At 44.8% G+C, this 18,379-nt stretch carries 11 protein-coding genes and 1 tRNA gene; 6 read left to right on the forward strand and 6 right to left on the reverse strand.

The window, feature by feature from the left end:
* The first annotated feature begins 215 nt into the window (after positions 1–215).
* The 6 genes from DXN04_RS22380 to DXN04_RS22405 all read left to right on the forward strand — a co-directional run bounded on the left by DXN04_RS22380 (position 216) and on the right by DXN04_RS22405 (position 10,234).
* Positions 216–3,767, forward strand: coding sequence for a SusC/RagA family TonB-linked outer membrane protein (locus tag DXN04_RS22380; RefSeq protein WP_116855634.1), 3,552 nt, complete (start codon positions 216–218; stop codon positions 3,765–3,767).
* An 11-nt stretch (positions 3,768–3,778) separates the two neighbouring features.
* Positions 3,779–5,140, forward strand: a complete 1,362-nt coding sequence (locus tag DXN04_RS22385) for a RagB/SusD family nutrient uptake outer membrane protein (RefSeq protein ID WP_233525663.1) — start codon at positions 3,779–3,781, stop codon at positions 5,138–5,140.
* Between the two features lie 2 nt (positions 5,141–5,142).
* A complete protein-coding gene (locus tag DXN04_RS22390; RefSeq protein WP_116855636.1) occupies positions 5,143–6,078 on the forward strand; it encodes a discoidin domain-containing protein in 936 nt (311 codons plus the stop codon).
* Positions 6,079–6,339: 261 nt separating this feature from the next.
* Positions 6,340–7,473: a TlpA disulfide reductase family protein gene (locus DXN04_RS22395; RefSeq protein ID WP_116855637.1), complete on the forward strand. Its 1,134-nt coding sequence runs from the start codon at positions 6,340–6,342 to the stop codon at positions 7,471–7,473.
* Between the two features lie 180 nt (positions 7,474–7,653).
* Positions 7,654–8,913 carry an erythromycin esterase family protein gene (locus DXN04_RS22400; RefSeq protein WP_116855638.1) on the forward strand — a complete coding sequence of 420 codons (1,260 nt, stop codon included), beginning with the start codon at positions 7,654–7,656 and terminating at the stop codon, positions 8,911–8,913.
* A gap of 187 nt (positions 8,914–9,100) precedes the next feature.
* Entirely contained in the window at positions 9,101–10,234 is a 1,134-nt protein-coding gene (locus tag DXN04_RS22405) for an SIR2 family protein (RefSeq protein WP_116855639.1), read from the forward strand.
* Between the two features lie 254 nt (positions 10,235–10,488).
* Here the strand turns inward: DXN04_RS22405 and DXN04_RS22410 are convergent.
* From DXN04_RS22410 to DXN04_RS22435, 6 genes are all read right to left on the reverse strand, one after another.
* A tRNA-Lys gene (locus DXN04_RS22410) sits at positions 10,489–10,561 on the reverse strand.
* A gap of 39 nt (positions 10,562–10,600) precedes the next feature.
* Positions 10,601–11,644, reverse strand: coding sequence for a LacI family DNA-binding transcriptional regulator (locus tag DXN04_RS22415; protein ID WP_116855640.1), 1,044 nt, complete (start codon positions 11,642–11,644; stop codon positions 10,601–10,603).
* 27 nt (positions 11,645–11,671) lie between these two features.
* Positions 11,672–12,862 (reverse strand): sugar MFS transporter, encoded by a 1,191-nt coding sequence (locus tag DXN04_RS22420; protein WP_116855641.1) that lies wholly within the window; start codon positions 12,860–12,862, stop codon positions 11,672–11,674.
* 2 nt (positions 12,863–12,864) lie between these two features.
* Complete coding sequence (locus DXN04_RS22425; protein ID WP_116855642.1) at positions 12,865–16,143, reverse strand: GH92 family glycosyl hydrolase; 3,279 nt, start codon at positions 16,141–16,143, stop codon at positions 12,865–12,867.
* A complete protein-coding gene (locus DXN04_RS22430) occupies positions 16,143–17,270 on the reverse strand; it encodes a DUF4185 domain-containing protein (RefSeq protein ID WP_116855643.1) in 1,128 nt (375 codons plus the stop codon). Before DXN04_RS22430 ends, DXN04_RS22425 begins: the two co-directional genes overlap by 1 nt.
* Before the next feature lie 2 nt (positions 17,271–17,272).
* The gene (locus DXN04_RS22435) at positions 17,273–18,376 is read right to left on the reverse strand and encodes a prolipoprotein diacylglyceryl transferase (RefSeq protein WP_116855644.1); all 1,104 of its coding nucleotides are present in this window, start codon (positions 18,374–18,376) and stop codon (positions 17,273–17,275) included.
* Between the last annotated feature and the right edge of the window lie 3 nt (positions 18,377–18,379).

The following is an 18,379-nucleotide window of genomic DNA, read 5'->3' on the forward strand; positions in this document are numbered from 1 at the left end:
AAAAAGCCTGAAGTGGTTCGAAGCACTTCAGGCAAAAAGTTCAGCTGATCAATACTGAGGTCTTAAGTTCCTTATTAATCAACCAAAACCTTTTCAAAAGTATGAAAAAAACTGCAACGTGTAGTTGGAGTAGGGTGTGCTATGCACTAATGGTTTCTACCCTTGTCACATTTATTCTTATACCTACCCGGCTACCTGCACAAACAGCCAGAATAATGAAAATGTTCGTAATCTTCCTGCTGGCCGCAACCTTCTCTGTATATGGCCATGGGTCAGCACAAACCATCACCTTATCGGGTCACCACCTGGACCTGAAACAGGTATTTTCTGCCATTGAGCAACAGACGGGTTATGTTGTTTTCTACCGGCAGGACCAGCTGATACATACCAGGCCACTGAGTCTGCAGGTGAACAATATGCCCCTGAAGGCTTTTTTGGATACGGTTTTATCACAACAGCAACTGGATTTCAGGATCCGGGACAAGACCATCATCCTGCTGCCGCAGGCTCCTCCTGCGCAGGAAAAAGCGGTATGGCAAATATTGCCGGCAGGGGCCACCCCCATCAATATTCTTGTAATGGACGATGGCGGGCTTCCTTTACAGGGTGCCAATGTAAGCATCAAGGACAAAAAAGAATTTGCAGTCACTGATGTGTTGGGAACCTGTAAGATTAAGGCGGATGAAGGGGATGAGATCACCATCACTTATATCGGCCAGGAAAACCGTACGATCAAAGTGACCAAAGCCATGCTGAAAAATGGCTCTGTGGTGGCCATGCTGCAACCCTCCACCACCAAACTGGGAAGTGTGGAAGTAGTGGTAAATACAGGGTACCAGCGCATTCGCCCTGAGCAGAGTACCGGTGCCATATCCCAGATCAGTACAAAGGAATATGAATCCAGGATCAGTACCAACTTCATTGATGGACTCGTAAACAGGATGCCAGGACTAATGATCAACAACAATGTGAGTTTTACCAGTACTGATGGCAACGGGAATACCAGCTCCCGTAGCCTGTTCAATATACGCGGCATCTCTACCATGTCCGCCAATCAAAATCCCCTGATCGTGATTGATGGTTATCCCACCGAACTGACCATGGATATGATCGATCCCAATGAAATCAAATCTGTCACGATCCTGAAAGATGCCGCTGCCGCTACTATTTATGGGGTCAGAGCCTCCAATGGTGTAATCGTGATTGAAAGGAAACAGGCAAAAGCAGGTAACCCAAAATTTTCTTTCAGAGCCACGGCAGGCATTAGTCCTAAACCTGACTATAGTCGTTACAGGTGGGAAGCACATCCCTCCTCCGTTGTGAGCGGCTATGAAAGAGATTTATATAAAAGCAGCATCAGCGCAGGTACCTGGGACCAGTTGATCAACAAAAGTACTTTTTCCTCGGTCGCTTACTCCCCTGTGTATTATATTATGGCGCAGCAGGCGGCGGGTATCATCACGCCTTACCAGGCAGAAAAGAGTTTCCAGGAGCTGGAAAATTATGATAATACCAAGGACTACAGCAAGCTGTTTCAGCGATCATCACAAACTCAAACTTATAGCCTGGACATCTCTGGTGGCAACCTTGGTGCACTCTATTATATCACGGCCAACTATACAGGCAACCGCGACAATATTATTAATAATAACAATAACAGGATGTCTATTTCCGGCCGCAGCACGCTTAAGCTGACCCGGAAACTCTCCCTGGAACTGACCACCGATTACCAGGAACAACGTTTCAAGAGCGCACCTGTTCCTGATATCTATTCAGTATATCCATTCGAGCATTTCAAGGATGCAAACGGGAATCCGACAGCTATTGCCAGTGGTTCCGGAGGCAATCCTTATTACAATGCAGAACTGCTGTCCTGGGGCTTACAGGACAACCTCTCCTACCCCCTTATTGATGTGAATGAAATAAATGACAAAACAAAAGTTATCAACAACCGGATCACAGCGAAATTTAACTATGCAATCGGATGGGGGTTTGATCTCTCCTTCGGAGGCATCTATGAAACTTCCCGTACTGACAAACGCCACTATGCTTCTGAAAAATCGTCTGAAGCAAAGCAATATGTAAATAGCTATATCACCCTGAATACGGATGGTACCCTAAAATATAATATTCCCAACGGCGGTTTTCTGAAACAGGAAACGTATAATACTTCCAGTTATACTGCCCGCGTTCAGCTGAACTATAATAAAAAGCTGGGTGAGCAACATACCTTTAACGGGATCCTGGGTACCGAGATCCGAAGTGTATTGGACAAAAGCAACTGGGCATCCTACTTCGGTTATAACGATGAAACCTTATTGCAACAACCCGTTAACCTGGCTGACATGATCAACGGAACAATTACAGGTGCCTACATCAACACCCGGAGTATCCGTGATAATTACGCTTATCTCTATGGGCAGGGGTATACGGAGAACAGGTATTTGTCAGGCTATGCAAACCTTGTGTATGCTTATAAGAATACTTACTCATTAACGGGAAGTATACGTATTGACCAATCCAACCTGTTTGGTACTAATCCAAAATATAAATATAAACCGCTGTGGTCTTTGGGAGCTGCATGGAATATTCACAATGAAAAATTCATGCAGGAAATCACCTGGATCAAACAATTGAAACTCCGTGTTGCGGATGGCTTTAATGGCAATGTGGCTAAGATGTCGTTGCCACAGGCTATTGCTATCACTGTTTTAAATAACTATACCTCCCCTTCCAGCGAAGCCCTTACCAAACTATCCTATGCCAACAGTAGCTTACGCTGGGAGCAAACGCACAACCTCAACCTGGGACTGGATTACACCCTGATTAAGAATATTTCAGGCAGTATCGATTACTATAGAAAAACCAGTACCGACCTGCTTGGAAATGCACAGATCGACCCGACGATCGGGGAAAGTCCCACACTGATTAATACCGCCTCTATCAGGAACAAGGGAATAGAACTGAGCCTGCATGCCGACTGGATAGCTACCAAAAAAGTGAACTGGAATACAGGCCTTGTAATATCCAGGAATACCAGTGAGGTAACAGATGTATACCAGACAGGTGAATATTCCCCACAAAGGTTGAATTCACTGGGTTATGTGAAAGGCTACCCGGTAGGTGCCATGTTTGCCTACCGCTATGCAGGTTTGGACGGTGCAGGTATACCGCTGATCAAAAATACAAAAGGAACATTGTATCATACCGATGATAGCAGAACGGGGTCTGCAACCACTGTGCTGATGAGCAGCGATACATCGGGGGTGACAGCCTACATGGGTTCCTCTATCCCTACCATCAATGCAGGATTAAGCAACCGCGTAGATATCGGCAATTTCTACCTCTATTGCATGATCAGTTATTACGGTGGATTTAAAACCAGGATTCCCCGTCCGAACCCGGCATCCCTAAGACCCCAGGAAGGTGCAGGTAACTACTGGAAACAGCCTGGCGATGAGAATCATACAAATGTAATGTCACTCGCAGGATTTAGCAGTTACAATGCACTCAGTGCCTACAACTATGCGGATGCTTATGTGGTGAACGGGGCATACATCACACTTTCAGACCTGACACTTTCTTATAGCCTGGACAATTTTGCAGTGATCAGGAATGCGGGGTTCACCCATTTTGAATTAAAGCTGCAGGCATCCAATCTCTGGACAAAAGGCTTGAATGATTATAACTATAGTGCAGCCACCGGCACCTATCAGAAATCCTATATCACGCCGACCTATACTATCGGAATTTTTACCAATTTCTAAATCGAATACAAGTGAAAAGATGTCTATATAGCATACTGGTATGCCTTGCACTCAGCAGCTGCGATCAATACCTGGATATTACGCCAAAGGGTTCGACCTTATTGACCACAACGAAGGACTATGACCAATGGCTGAATGATCCGAAACTTGCCCAGGGAGTAGCAGCGCCTTATTGTGACCTGAATTTCCTGGGAGACAATGTCGATATCCCGAATGTTCCTGTACCTGCTGTCACCACTGTGCAATTGATTTATTTGTGGGCGCAGCAGTATTCACTGGTGCTGAATGTATCGCCTGAATTCTGGGGTGATCATTATGCCACAATCAATAAATACAATACGGTACTGGCAGGTATAGATCAGGCAACAGGCGGTACGAATAGCCAGAAAAGAAGCCTGAAGGCAGAAGCATTATTAGGTCGTGCCTTCGAATACTTCTATCTCGTGAATGAATATGGCAGGGAGTATGACTCCAGTACAGCGAATACGGACCTGGCAGTACCCTACATCACATCCAATGATGTAAGTCAGCAGGTACCTGGCCGAAGCACTATTGCTGAAATCTACCAGCACATCATTGACGATCTCACTGCTGCGATTCCGGACCTGCCTGCCGATAACAGCAGCAACCGTTTGCGCGGGTCAAAGGCAGCTGCCTATAGCGTACTCGCGAGGCTCTACTTCTATGCCAGGGATTATGCAGATGCAGGTAAATATGCAAAACTGGCACTGGAAAACACCAAAGCAGTGATGATGGACATGAATGGTACCCTGCCTACCACAGCAATGTTATCAATACAGCAGGATGTGATTTATGGCAGGATGGCCCTGGGGTATATACCAGCTACCCTGGATTTCATGCGCACTTTTGAAGCCGGTGACCTGAGGGTAAAACTACTCTACTATAGTAGTGATGGGTATACGTACGTCACAAGAGGCGGTACCAATTATGTTCCGGCTTTTGTAACAGCCTCCTTACAATATACCAATATCGGCACTTCTGTACAGGAGATGAAACTGATCATAGCAGAGGCGGCAGCACGCAGCAATGACCTGGCAACGGCATTGCAGCAGGTAAATGAGATCCGTAAAGACAGGTTTCCGGCAGCCAGCTACCAGCCTGTGGAATCAGCTGACCAGGCGGCTGTACTGGAGGCCGTATTGAGAGAAAGAAGTCATGAGCTGCCCTTCGCCGGCTTACGCTGGTTTGACATGCGCAGGCTTGACAAAGAAAACAGGATGGGAACTGTGTACAGGTACGATGCGCAGGGCAATGTGCTGACGGAATTAGCACCACATAGCCCGCATTATACATTGCAAATCCCTGTACAGGTTTTAAGTTTTAATCCGGACATGCCACAAAATCCTTATTAATCATGCGTTACTTACTTTATACTCTTTCTATTTGCATTGTAATGGCTTCTTGCAGTAAAGATAAAGATGCACCTGTTCCGTTGCCGGAGGGCAGTGTCAGTTTCCAGCTGAATGGAGAATCAGATACACTGGAAGTACCGGTGTCTATCCTGAAAGATTCCATCATCGTATTTGGTATAAAAGCCACCTTATCCACCGGCGCTGCTACAGCTACACACTGGGTGAACTTTGCCACCGATACCACTGCTATCAGGGATTACCAGGCGCAATACGGGAGTGCTTTATTATTGCCTTCCACCTGTTATTTCTTTTATAAAACAATGACACAGATAGCGGCGGGTGCCACACAGTCTGATTCTGCAGAACTCAATATCAATACGCAGACACAATTAAAACCATATACGACTTATGTACTTCCCATTACTATTCAGTCAGTAGATGGTAATATGGAGGGGGCAGGTACAGACAAGGTCTGCTACTATGTTTTTAAAACGGGGCCATCCGGGTCAATCAGTAAGACAGGCTGGAGTATTACATCCTATTCTTCTGCCAGCGGATCAAACCTGCCGACGAAGCTGATAGACGATAATGAGCTTACGACCTTCTGGACTACCAATATTACACAATCGATGCCACAATGGGTGATCATCAACTTTGGGAGTGCCCTTACCTTTTCGGCGGTGAACTATTATTTACCGCCTGCACTGAAATATCCTACGCTGGGTGGTTATCCTACTTCTATAGAGATCGAAACCAGTATGGATGGTACGACATGGGCGGTGAAAGGCATCTATGCAGGCAACATTACCGACAATATGCAGACGCTGAATACGGGGATTACAACAGCGAAATATTTACGCTTTACGGTGCTGTCTTCAGTGATCTATAGTTCAACATATAACATTGTATCAATAAGTGGAATCAAATTACTCCCATAAAGATCAATCATAAATGAAAACGAAAATTTTCAGCTGGTTGCATGCTCTGCGCCAATAACTATGTATCAAATTACTCCCATAAAAATCAATCATAAATGAAAACAAAAAATTTTCAGCTGGTTGCATGCTCTGCGCCAATAACTATGTATGAAATTACTCCCATAAAAATCAATCATAAATGAAAACAAAAAATTTTCAGCTGGTTGCATGCTCTCCGCCAATGACTCTGTATCAAATTACTCCCATAAAAATCAATCATAAATGAAAACAACAACTTTCCTGCTGGCGGCCTGCAGCCTGCCAATGAGCCTGATGGCACAAAAGACCTTCACTATTCATGGGAAAACCGGCACTCTGGATGCACCGGCAAAAGCCTACCTGAGTTATGTAGATGGTGATACCAAAGTACTGGATTCAACTACTTTGAAGAAAGGTCGTTTTACCTTCAAGGGGACACTGAAGAGCCCAGTGCATGCAGAGATCACCCTTCGGCATGATACAGCAGCACTGGATCCTAATAAATATGCCGACAACCTGCCTTTCTACCTGGAAAATTCAGTCATTACTATTACCAGTGCTGATTCCATTTACAATGCTGTTGTAAAAGGCTCTGCCACGAATGATGATGACAAGGCATTGGCTGCTTTGCAGCGCCCTTACAAAAAGGTGGCAGATTCTATCATGGCGGTATACTATAAACGTAGCCCGGAAGAACGTAAGGACAGCGTATGGCTGAATGCCATCCGGCCTATTATGGCGAGAAATGAGGAGGGCTACAATGCGGTAAGCCGTGCTTTCATCGCCGGGCATCTTAATTCCTATGCAGCTTTGGTGGCATTCCGCCAGTTTGAGCTGGGGTATAATTTTAACCCGGACACTGCCGTGGCAAAGTTTGCAAAGTTCCCAGCCAGCCTCAAAGAAAGTGCTCTGGGGAAAAAGTACATGACTATCATCACCATCGGTCAAAATACGAATATTGGTGTGATGGCGCAGGACTTTTCCCAGAATGATACAACCGGGAAAGAAGTTAAACTGTCTGATTTCAGGGGCAAATACGTATTGGTTGATTTCTGGGCATCCTGGTGCAAACCATGCAGGGCAGAGAATCCGAACCTGTTGAAGGCATATAATAAGTATAAGGATAAGAACTTTACCATCCTGGGGGTATCTCTGGATGAGGAGCAAACCAAAAAAGCCTGGACAGGCGCGGTACAAAAGGATGGACTGCCATGGACACAGGTATCGGAGTTGAAGGGTTTTGAAGGAAAAGCGGCAAAGTTGTACGGCGTAACGGCCATCCCGTCTAACTTCCTGATAGATCCTAGTGGGAAGATCATTGCAAGAAACCTGAGGGGTGAGGACCTGGAGAAGAAACTGGCTAGTTTAGCATTATAATAATAAAGAGGTTGTAGCAAAAGTAATCTGAAGGCAGCGGGAATTACATGAACAAAAATTCTCTCCATCAGGTAACCGGATTAAATCCCGGGATTTTAACTTTTACTACAACCTCTTTTAAATTTGAGGATTAAGGGGGAATTTTTATATTTATGCTACACCAACAGGAATAACCCATTTATGAAACCCATGCTTTTCAGTGCATTATTTTGCCTCCTATACTTAACCACCATTGCACAAGACATCCAGGAATTTGTGACCAAAAACCTCACCCCCATTTCAAACATCGACACCGCTTCTAATGACTACAACGACCTTGAACCGATTGGAACTGCTATCGGCAATGCCCGGATTGTCATGCTCGGCGAACAGGATCACGGAGATGCGCCAACCTTCCTCGCCAAAACACGACTGATTAAATACCTACATGAAAGAAAAGGATTCAATGTACTGGCCTTCGAGAGTGATTTTTACGGGCTGACCACGGGCTGGGAGAACACCCGAAAAACACCTGATTCTATCTATAAATTTTTAAGGGAAAACATCTACTCTCTCTGGACATCCAGTGATGCCTGTAACTATTTATTTAAAGAATACATCCCGGGTACATTTAAGACTGGCCAGGCATTAAATATTTCAGGCTTTGATCCACAGGTTTCCTTGGCTTATAGCCATGCGAATCTTAAAAACGATCTAACTGCCTATATCAGTACACATCACCTGAAAGAAAAATTTACAGGTGACTCTACCTATGAGAAGTTCCTTGTAGCCTTGCAGGAGCTGGTGGGTCAACAACGTAGTGTAAAAGTATTCGGCAATGATGAACGTCGCAGCATCCTGCAAAATGGATTATCGCTCCTGAAAGAAAATACCAGCGACACCTCCTATTGGCGTACCATCATTGACAACCTGGTAGATTATAATAACAACTCGAATGAAACCAGGGATAAAAGAATGTCATTGAATCTTAAATACGTGGTAAATGGAAAATACAGGAATGAGAAAGTGATAGTCTGGGCGGCCAATACACATATCATAAGATATACCGACCGGATTACCAGTAACAAGAAAAGACTAAAAGGTATCATATTTGAAAATATGGGGACAGGCTTTACTAATGATCCACAGTTTACAAAAGACACCTATATCCTGGGATTCGCATCTTACGAAGGATCAGCGGGCCGGTTGGGGAGCAGGATATACAAGCTTTTGCCACCTGAAAAGAAAGGATTTGAAAACTGGATCCCGGAGAATGTAAAATTTGGCTTTGTGGATTTTAAGAAATATAACCAGGCGTTTAATACACCTGACAATGCATTTCTGATGAAGGCACCTTCGCATTTTACGATTCCGGGGAATGTAGCTAAAATCCCTTGGAATCTGGTGTATGATGGGGTGTTTTATATAAGAGAGATGTATCCGGTGAAGAGGCTGGAATAGGATGCAATTTAAAAAGAATATGCTGCCCTGGAAAATCCGGAAAAATACAAACTAGTTGGTATTGTTATTAAATTATAATTCATTCACCTTTGCCTGAAGGATAACAAGATGTTAGCATTCTGATGATCCTTCCCCAAAAGTTAATAGGTATTTATTATCCCCTACGAATTATTAAAGTTCCAGAACTATGAAAAACATTGTTCTATTTCTTGGAGCAGGAACCTCAAAAGCATTTGGTTACCCACTTACCAGGGAAATACTGCCAAATATCATTACTGCAATTAATGAAGAGACTTTGTTTAAAAATGCAGGGAAGGTTTTAGCTGCAGAGTATAGGTTTATGCTAAAGAACCTTTTAATTTCATTATCTCCCGGGATAGCGCATTACCTTGAAAAAAGAACAATTGAAGACAAATCAAGTTTACCATTGGTCACCGAGTTATTGTCACAAGTTGATTATTCGATCATTTCTTTCAGGGATATTAAAGATTGGAATTTTGAATTTGGTAACCAAATAATAAGAAAACCGGAATCTCTTCGCAGCAGATGGCAACTAGATGATCTCAAAGCATTGTTTGAATGGGCAATAATATCTGAAATACAACCTAAAAAAAGAGAAATTACTAAAGGAAAGGAGGGAATACCACATTCGCTGGACGGTTTTATCGAATGGATAAAAAAGACGAACCGGTCAGGAAAAGCATTTGCTACGGTAATCACCTCAAATTATGACTATTCCCTCGAATGGAGCTTGCTAGATTGGGGAGAAGCAAATGACGCTTATAAAATATTCGATTATGGTTTGTCCTGGAGAAATCCCTTTGACAAAGGAGAAGTTTTTTTAAGGCCTGCAAAGTCAAGATTTAAGATTTTTAAACTACATGGCTCAAGTGACTGGCTTCAATGCCAACGTTGCGGTTATATCTATATAAATACTACAGAAGATTTGATGAAAATTCCGTTTTCTAACAAAAAAGAAGAATACAATACCTGTCATTGTGGCTATTGGCCCCTGAAACCCATTTTGGTAACGCCCTCGTTTGCCCGAAGCTTTTATGATTCTAATCTCTACGAGATCTGGAAGGCCAGTCTGGAAGCATTGCGTACCGCGAATGAGTGGATCATTATAGGCTATTCTTTACCTGCAGAAGATTTGAATATAAAGTCGCTTTTTTTACGTTCCCTGCAGGGAAGGGAAAATTGGCCGGTAATAAAAGTTATCCAGCAACCTAATAGCTCAAGTGTGCAGTATGATAATTTTTTTGGAAAAGGCAAATATGAATTTATCACCGATGGATTTGAAAATTATGTCTTTCATTAATGACGAGCATAAGACTATTTAAAATTGATTCGCTGAGTAAAGAATTTAAATACGAATCACAAATATTGAAGGTGATAAGGGTAGTGATCCAGGCCTTGAGTTGATTGCAAAGGAGGTATTTATTATTCCTGGATAGGTAATTAGGTTAATAAAGTAAAAATCCAACTGCGATTTAAAAATGTAAAGACTGTTTGATTTTCATAAAAAAGAAGAAACCCGACCTTTTGAGATTATTCTCAAGAAATCGGGTTTTGTGATCCCGTTGGGACTCGAACCCAAGACCCATACATTAAAAGTGTATTGCTCTACCAACTGAGCTACGGAATCATTCCGTTTGTATAAAACGGGACGCGAAGATAATAGATTCTATTTACTCTCCAAATATTTTTTTGAATTTTTCACCACTGACGACCCCCTTATCTTCATTTTCGTTTTCAGCACCACCTCTCTCGGCTCCGCCGCCCCCCCCTCTGCATCAAGCCTATCCAGCAACAACCCAATCACCTTATGCGCAATTTTTTCTATCGGTTGTGCTATAGCCGTTACCGGTGTAGCAAACAATTCAAATATATCATGATCATCAAAAGAGATCACCGCCAGGTCTTCCGGCACTTTCAGTTTCATCTGCGTCATCGCTTTCAACCCACAGGAACCAGCCTGAATCGCACCAAACAAGACGGCATCCAGTTTAGGATTTGCCACCAGGAACTCACGGATAGTCTGTACCATCACTTTCTCCTCCGGCGTAAAGTCTATTTCCAGCACATAAGGCTTCAGCCCTTCTTCCTTCAGCGCATTCTTATACCCTTTCAGCCTACCTTTCATCTGCGTAAGCGAAGAGGAAAAGGTGATCATCCCGATATTGCTATAACCTTGCCTGATCAGGTACTTCGTTGCATTTTCAGCACTCGGCTCATTGTCTATAACCACATAATCCGTCTTTACCTTTGGCAGATAACGGTCAAACATCACTACCGGCATCCCTGCCTTAATTAGCTCATTGACTTCTTTCTCCACCCCTGGAGGCGGAGAAATAATATACCCATCTACGTTCCTGTCCTTCAATACATTGATCAGCTCTTTCGTCTTCTCCGTATCATTGTCAGTACTGCAATAGATAATCCTGTACCCTTCCTTATAGGCTTCGTTCTCGATTAAACGTGCTATCGTTGCAAAGAAGGGGTCAGAGATGCTCTCCACCATCAAACCGATAATATTCGATTTGCCCGTTCTCAAACCCCGGGCAATAGGACTTGGCCGATAACCTACCTCCTGTATATACTTCTCTACCCGCTCCACCAGTTCCTCACTGATCCGCTTCTCCTCTGCCTTTCCATTCAGTATAAAAGAGACCGCTGTCTTGGAAATCTTCAGTCCATCAGCAATATCCTTGATTCTTAATTTCTTCACAAGTGGTTATTTAAGATCAAAAATAAATTATTTTTTAGCCAGCCCCGGATAATTATAGCCGAACAATAATATCACGATATAACAAATAACAGGCAGATAGTACGCCGCAGCTACATTGTGATTGGCAATCAATCCCATCAAAGGAGGAAAGATCCCGCCTCCTACCACACCCATCACGATGAACGAAGAAGCCTGCTGCGTGTGCTTTCCCAGGTTTTTCAGGCCCAGACTAAAAATGGTCGGGAACATGATACTGAAAAAGAAATTGATCATTAACAGGGCTACAAACGACATCCATCCCCATTGCTGCGCGACTATTATACACATCAATATATTCATTCCTGCAAACACGGCCAGTAATTTATAAGGAGCAATCACTCTCATCAAAGCCGTACCTACAAAGCGCCCTATCATCAGCAGGATCATACTCAGCGAAAAGAAATACCCGGCCTTCTCATCACTCAATCCCATTACATCATGGCCATAATTTATAAAATATGCCCAGGTACCTCCCTGTGCTGCCGTATTGAAAAACTGCGCGATGGCTGCGCATACAAAATGCTTTTGCCTGATCAGGGGCTTTGCCTCAGCCAGGTCCTCATGCGCAGCATACTGCACTTTGGGTATACGAATAAATAAAAAAATCAGTGCCAGCAGGGAGATCACCCCTCCTATCGCCATGTACAAATCCCTGACCGCCAGCAAATCGTTGGACTCTTTCAGGATCACATAACTCCCCAGCGCAGGACCTATCACCCCTCCCAGTCCATTGAAGGACTGCGCAAAATTGATCCGCTGGTCGCTGGTGCGCTGATCGCCCAAAGCCGCGATCAGTGGATGCGCCACCGTCTCCAGGGTGGCCAGCCCACAGGCCAGCACAAACAGCGCAAGCCTGAAGAAATTGAAAGAGACTGCTTCTGCCGCCGGGATAAATAAAAACGCACCCGAGGCATACAGAACTAACCCTAACAGGATGCCGCGCTTATAACCAAACCGCTTCATGAATATACCCGCCGGAATCCCCATCACTGCATATGCCCCAAAAAGGGACAATTGTACGAGGCCGGATCTTGACTTTGAGATATGCAGCACATGCTGAAAATGCCGGTTCAATACATCGCCCAGTGTGAGTGCCACTCCCCAACACAAAAAAAGGGAGGTCACAAATAAAAAGATAGTCAGGTATTTTCTTTCCGTGAAATTTGGTTTGCCGCTCATTATTATTCCTTTTTATCGGCGACCGCGACCGCTACTCTCGAATCCGCACAGCCGTAATAAAGGAACCATTTATTCCTGAATAACACAAGTCCTTCTATAAAAACAGTACCCGCCGGATACTGACCACTCTTCTCAAATGCCTCCTGTGGCACCAGGAAAGGCTGATCCAGCCGGTCCAGCAAGTGCTCAGGATTTTGCAGGTCAAACAAGGCCTGCCCCGCAGCATAAGTCTTAGCGGTATAGCGCTTGTCGCCATTGGTCGCACTGTTCTTACCATTGTACAGCAGCACAATTCCCTGAGGGGTCTTTACTGCCGGAGGGCCACATTCTGTCAGGTCACTATCAAAATACCCTTTCCGGGGCGACATCAGTTCTTTCAGCTTACCATCGGGTGTCGTCAGCGGTGTCCACTCATAGAGGTTATCAGAAGTAGCCGCATAGACATGGTACTCGCCCCAGTACATCCAGTACCTGCCATTTACTTTGGAGATCACCAGCTGCCCATTGTCCACTTCTGTGAGAATGGAAGCGGATTTGGACGCAATATCCCGGAATGCACCTTTGAACACCGGGCCTTTTTTCTCCCAGTGAATGAGGTCTTTCGAAAGTGCTGCTCCCAAGCGCGGCACCTTGTTATTCCATTCCGTATACAATACCAGGTAGGTGCCGTCTTTCGTGACTGCTACACGGGGATCTTCACAACCTCCTTTCCATTCGAATTCCTTTGCATTGTCATTGTCAGGGAAGAGCACGGGCGTTTTCGAACGACTTATCACATGAATCCCATCCTCACTGGTAGCCAGTCCCAGGCGGGAAGTACGCATACCAATCCCTTTACCTGAGCGGTCTTCTGCACGGTACAGGATGCAAATTTTGCCATCCTTCAATACAGCACCAGGATTGAATGTATCATTCGATTCCCATCCAACCAGTTCACCTGTCATAGGATCCCGGAAGCTGGTAGTAGAATCAGGGCTTATCAGGGGATTTACGCCCCCGGGACGGGTAAATGGACCCAGTGGCCAGCTACCCGCAGATGTGAGCGAAAAAGGTCTGTCTGCCGCCTTTATACCTCTTTTATAATTCGGTTCGGGCCCCATCACCAGGTGAAGGGTACCTCCATTCATAATGGCGTTATGGGTAATAAAATTATGCTCATACGGCACGCCGTTCAGGGTAGCGGACTGGATGTATACATTCTCAGGACTGTTATTTTCTGCCTCTACAATGAATGAACGGCCATTTTCAAGACTGATCGTCATCTTTGGGAACAAAGGACTCCCTATTACATATTGGTCTGTGCCCGGGCACACACTATAGAACCCGGCAGCACTCAGCACATACCAGGATGACATCTGGCCCTGGTCCTCATCGCCGGGATAACCATTTTCTGTCGCATTGTACATATTTTGCATGATCTGCCTTACATGCCACTGCGTCTTCCAGGGTTGCCCTGCATAGTTATACAGGTATACCAGGTGATGAATCGGCTCATTTCCCTGTGCATACTGCCCCATTTTGAATGCAGCCATTTCAGTCATTTCATGAATCACCTGGCCATAACCTCCCACCTTGATGGTCCCCGGCACACTGAAGACTGAATCAATCTTATTGGTAAACTGCTGCTCCCCTCCCATCAGGTTGATCAATCCCTGCACATCATGGAATACGGACCAGGTCCAGTGCCAGGCATTGCCTTCTGTATAAGGACCTCCCCAATCCAATGGATCGAAAGGCGTAATCCAGTTACCTGCTGCATCCTTTGCACGCATAAAACCGGTAGCAGGATCGTAGAGGTTCCTGTAGTTATACATCTGTCGACTAAACACATTCTCATAGAATGGCTGATTCGTCATCTTCGCCAGCTGGTAGCCGCAAAAATCGTCATAGGCAAATTCCAGTGTCCAGGAAGATGCGCCCAATGTCTTTTCTGAATAAGGGCAATAGCCCATTTCATAATATTCTTTAAAACCGGGTCTGCCATTCGCACTTCCCCAGGGACCTTTGTTGGTGGCTTCATGGAAGTAAGCTTTCAGGGCTTTCTCCGGATCAAAAGTGCGGATACCTTTTACCCAGGCATCTGCCAGTAAGGAAATGGCATGGTTGCCCAGCATACCACCTGTTTCTCCCGGGAATGACCAGGCCGGAAACCAGCCACATTGCTCCTGTGCATCCAGCAATGCCTGCGCATAACGCCCTTCCATCGCCGGATGCATAATAGTATTCAATGGGAACTGCCCCCTGAAGGTATCCCAGAAACCATTGTCGGTATACATATACCCCTGGTGAATTTTTCCATCGTAAGGACTGTAATAGTAAGGATTGCCATCCTTGTCATACTCAAAAAACTGGTGTGAAAAGAGGTTGGCATGATACAGGCAGGAGTAGAAAGTAGCCTTTTGTTCTTCTGTACCGCCTTCTACTTTCATCCTGGAAAGTAAGGTATTCCAGACCTTATCAGCTGCTGCATGGGTATCTTCAAATTTCCCTTTTACCTCCCGCTGTAATGTGAGGGTGGCTTGCTCTGCACTGATATAGGAAGAGGCCACTTTTGCTTCTATTTGCCTGGCATTACCAAAATCGATGTAGGCACCGACACCTTCACCTGCTGCCTCACTTTCATTTGCCTTTACGGTATTCTGCTTATTCTCCCAGGTACCATATGCTTTGAAAGGTTTATCAAAAGTGATTTCAAAATAATTGCGGAAGGACTGTGGTACCCATCTTGCATTGTTTACATACCCGGTAATTTTCCTGTTTACAGGATCTATTTTCACCTGGCTCATTTTGGTATAACCATCCAGTAAGAGAATGGATTTCTTAGATGGGAAGGTAAACCTGAAATGCGCCCCTCTTTCCGTAGGAGAGAATTCTGTTTTGATCCCATTATCGAATGTCACCTTATAATACCCGGGTTGTGCGATCTCGTTTTCATGTTTAAATGCCGCGGCACGCTCATCTTCATTCACCACTAATTTATCAGCTTCAGGAAAAAGAGAAAAAACAGCATAGTCATTCACCCATGAACTACATTGGTGTGATTGCTGAAAGCCCCTGATAGTATGTACAAAATACTGGTACTTCCAGCCATCGCCATTCTTCCCCGTTTGCGGGGTCCAGGTATGCATGCCAAAAGGCAATGCTGTGGCCGGATAGGTATTACCATAGGAAAATTCGTACCTGCTATTCGTTCCCTGCCTTGTATTTACATAATTCACCTGCCCCCTGCCCGGCAGGAAAGCTACAGTACAAAATAACAAGGCTATAAATATTTGCTTCATCAATGAGTTAATTTAAGTCTGAGAAACCGTGGACGATATAAATGTGGATGTTTTTGTAAATCATTAAAGAACTCTACTGAATTGACATTGTAGCTGATTAAAAGTTCGCCGGGGGCAGAGATGCCGGGATGCGCTTTCGCATTGTACATCACATAGGTCTTTTCTTCTGCATCCTTACTGCAATCCCAGAGTTTGATCACGGGGCCAAAAGGGCCAATTGGCGTAGCACCTACCCGCATTCCGATAGTAGTGCCTAAACCTCCCTCCTGGAAGATAAGGGCATACCTGCCATCCGGCAAGGGAGACACACTTAGTTCATTGGAGACCTTGTCCGTCACATCTGCCGCTTTATCCATTTCCTTTACCCATTCTTTACCATTATAAAATCGCCACTGATCGAAATGATCGAATTCTGCTGGTTTTACCCTTGCTACGACCATCCCCTTTGCCATGCCATGCACGCCATAAATGTATACATAGCCATCAGGTGCCGGTGCACCTGCTTTCTTTGTATTCACATAGATGCCTGCACCATAAGAGCCGGTCTGGCCGGATTTATCTGTAAAAAAGAAAGGCGTATCCATCTGCTCATACTTTGCAAATGGCAGCTTTGTTCCTTTGGAGATCTTAATCAGCGTATTGCCCACTTCCCTGAAGCCAAAGGCTTCCTGAGATACATTGCGGACACGGTAACCAAAGATATAAAGGGTATTGTCCTGCTCCTGGTTTACAAAACCATCACCCAGCCAATAATAATCGTTCTTCTCTGTGAGTGGTGTGGAGGGTTCAAATACGGAGATGGCTTCATGTTCCTCATTTTCAGGCCAGTAAAATTTCATCTCATGACCATTCCAGATAGCCACACTATTGTGGATCATGCGGGAGCCTGGTTGCAATGAATCATGCTCAATCGTGCCGATCATGGAATCGCTGAATATAAATAACAGACTATCTGAACGGCGGTTTTCCACCCCATTGAATGGAATGGAATAAATGCCATCACCACCAAACCAGCCATTATTCCTGATAAAACGTGCTGACCACTCAGGCACTTCTTCCACCTTGTATTGCGCCTGGCAGTTAAAAAGCAGTAATAAACCCGAGAGCGTAAAAACCAATCTCTTCATAACTATGGAATTTGTTTTGTAGATGAAAAATAAGATCTACCTGTTAACCAAACAAATCCTGCTACCCCTCCGGCCATAAAAACCAGGGCTATGATCTGCGCCTGGCTCAGCTGGAAGATGGTATATTTCGGCGTTATCCTTATTAGTTCTATGTAATAACGTTCTATACCGTTTAAGATTAAATACAAAAAAAACATAACTCCGGGGGTGCGGAGCCGCTTCCTGATCCCCCACATGAAGGCGAACAACAGGATGCATAACACCGCCTCATACAATGGTGTAGGGTATACTCCTAAAGGTAATTCAAAATATCCCTGTTTAAATACACCCGCATCTATCGCATTGTGCGGATAGGTATAGGCCCATGCCCATTGTGGGATCCAGTCAGGCTTTATGTGCCTGTTCACGATTCCCCAGTCGCCGTCGCCGGACAACTGGCAACCTATCCTCCCGATTCCATAAGCCAGCATCATACCGGGAGAACCGATATCCGCCATATGGATCAGTTTGATTTTATGCCTGTAGCCTATGTACAGATAAGTCAATGCGCCGAAGATGAGACCACCATAATAGGTAAACCCGCTGCGTGAGAACAGGACTGTGACAGGATTATAGATCAGCTCCTGGAAATGCTCTGCTGCATCAAACAACTTGGCACCTAAAAAGCCCCATACCGCTACCATAAATACAATATAGGGCATGAGCTGGTAGGGATGAATAAAGGTAGCTGTTGACTCTTTATAGGAAACCCAGGCCCATATGCCCCATACCAGGGCAAGGGCACTACCCGCTATCCAATTGCCTCTTAGTGAAAACAACAGGCTTACCGGCTCCTGTCCCTGTATGAGTGCAAGTACTATCGCCACCACCTTGTACCCTATCAGAAATCCTATGCCAGCATTTACAATTACTTCCACCGGTTTGCCGGCCGCTTTGATCTGTATACCACTAATGGTACCATCCTGCTCCTTCCGCTTAAACTCGGATACAAATACAACATAGGCCCCGGCAAAAGCCAGGGCCATACATGTACCAAATGTCTGAAGGTTGACCTTCACATTAACGTGGAATATGTAGCTGAAAAGATCTCCGATAGTAGGAAACATATG

This window comes from Chitinophaga silvisoli, from assembly GCF_003412465.1.
Classification (GTDB): domain Bacteria; phylum Bacteroidota; class Bacteroidia; order Chitinophagales; family Chitinophagaceae; genus Chitinophaga; species Chitinophaga silvisoli.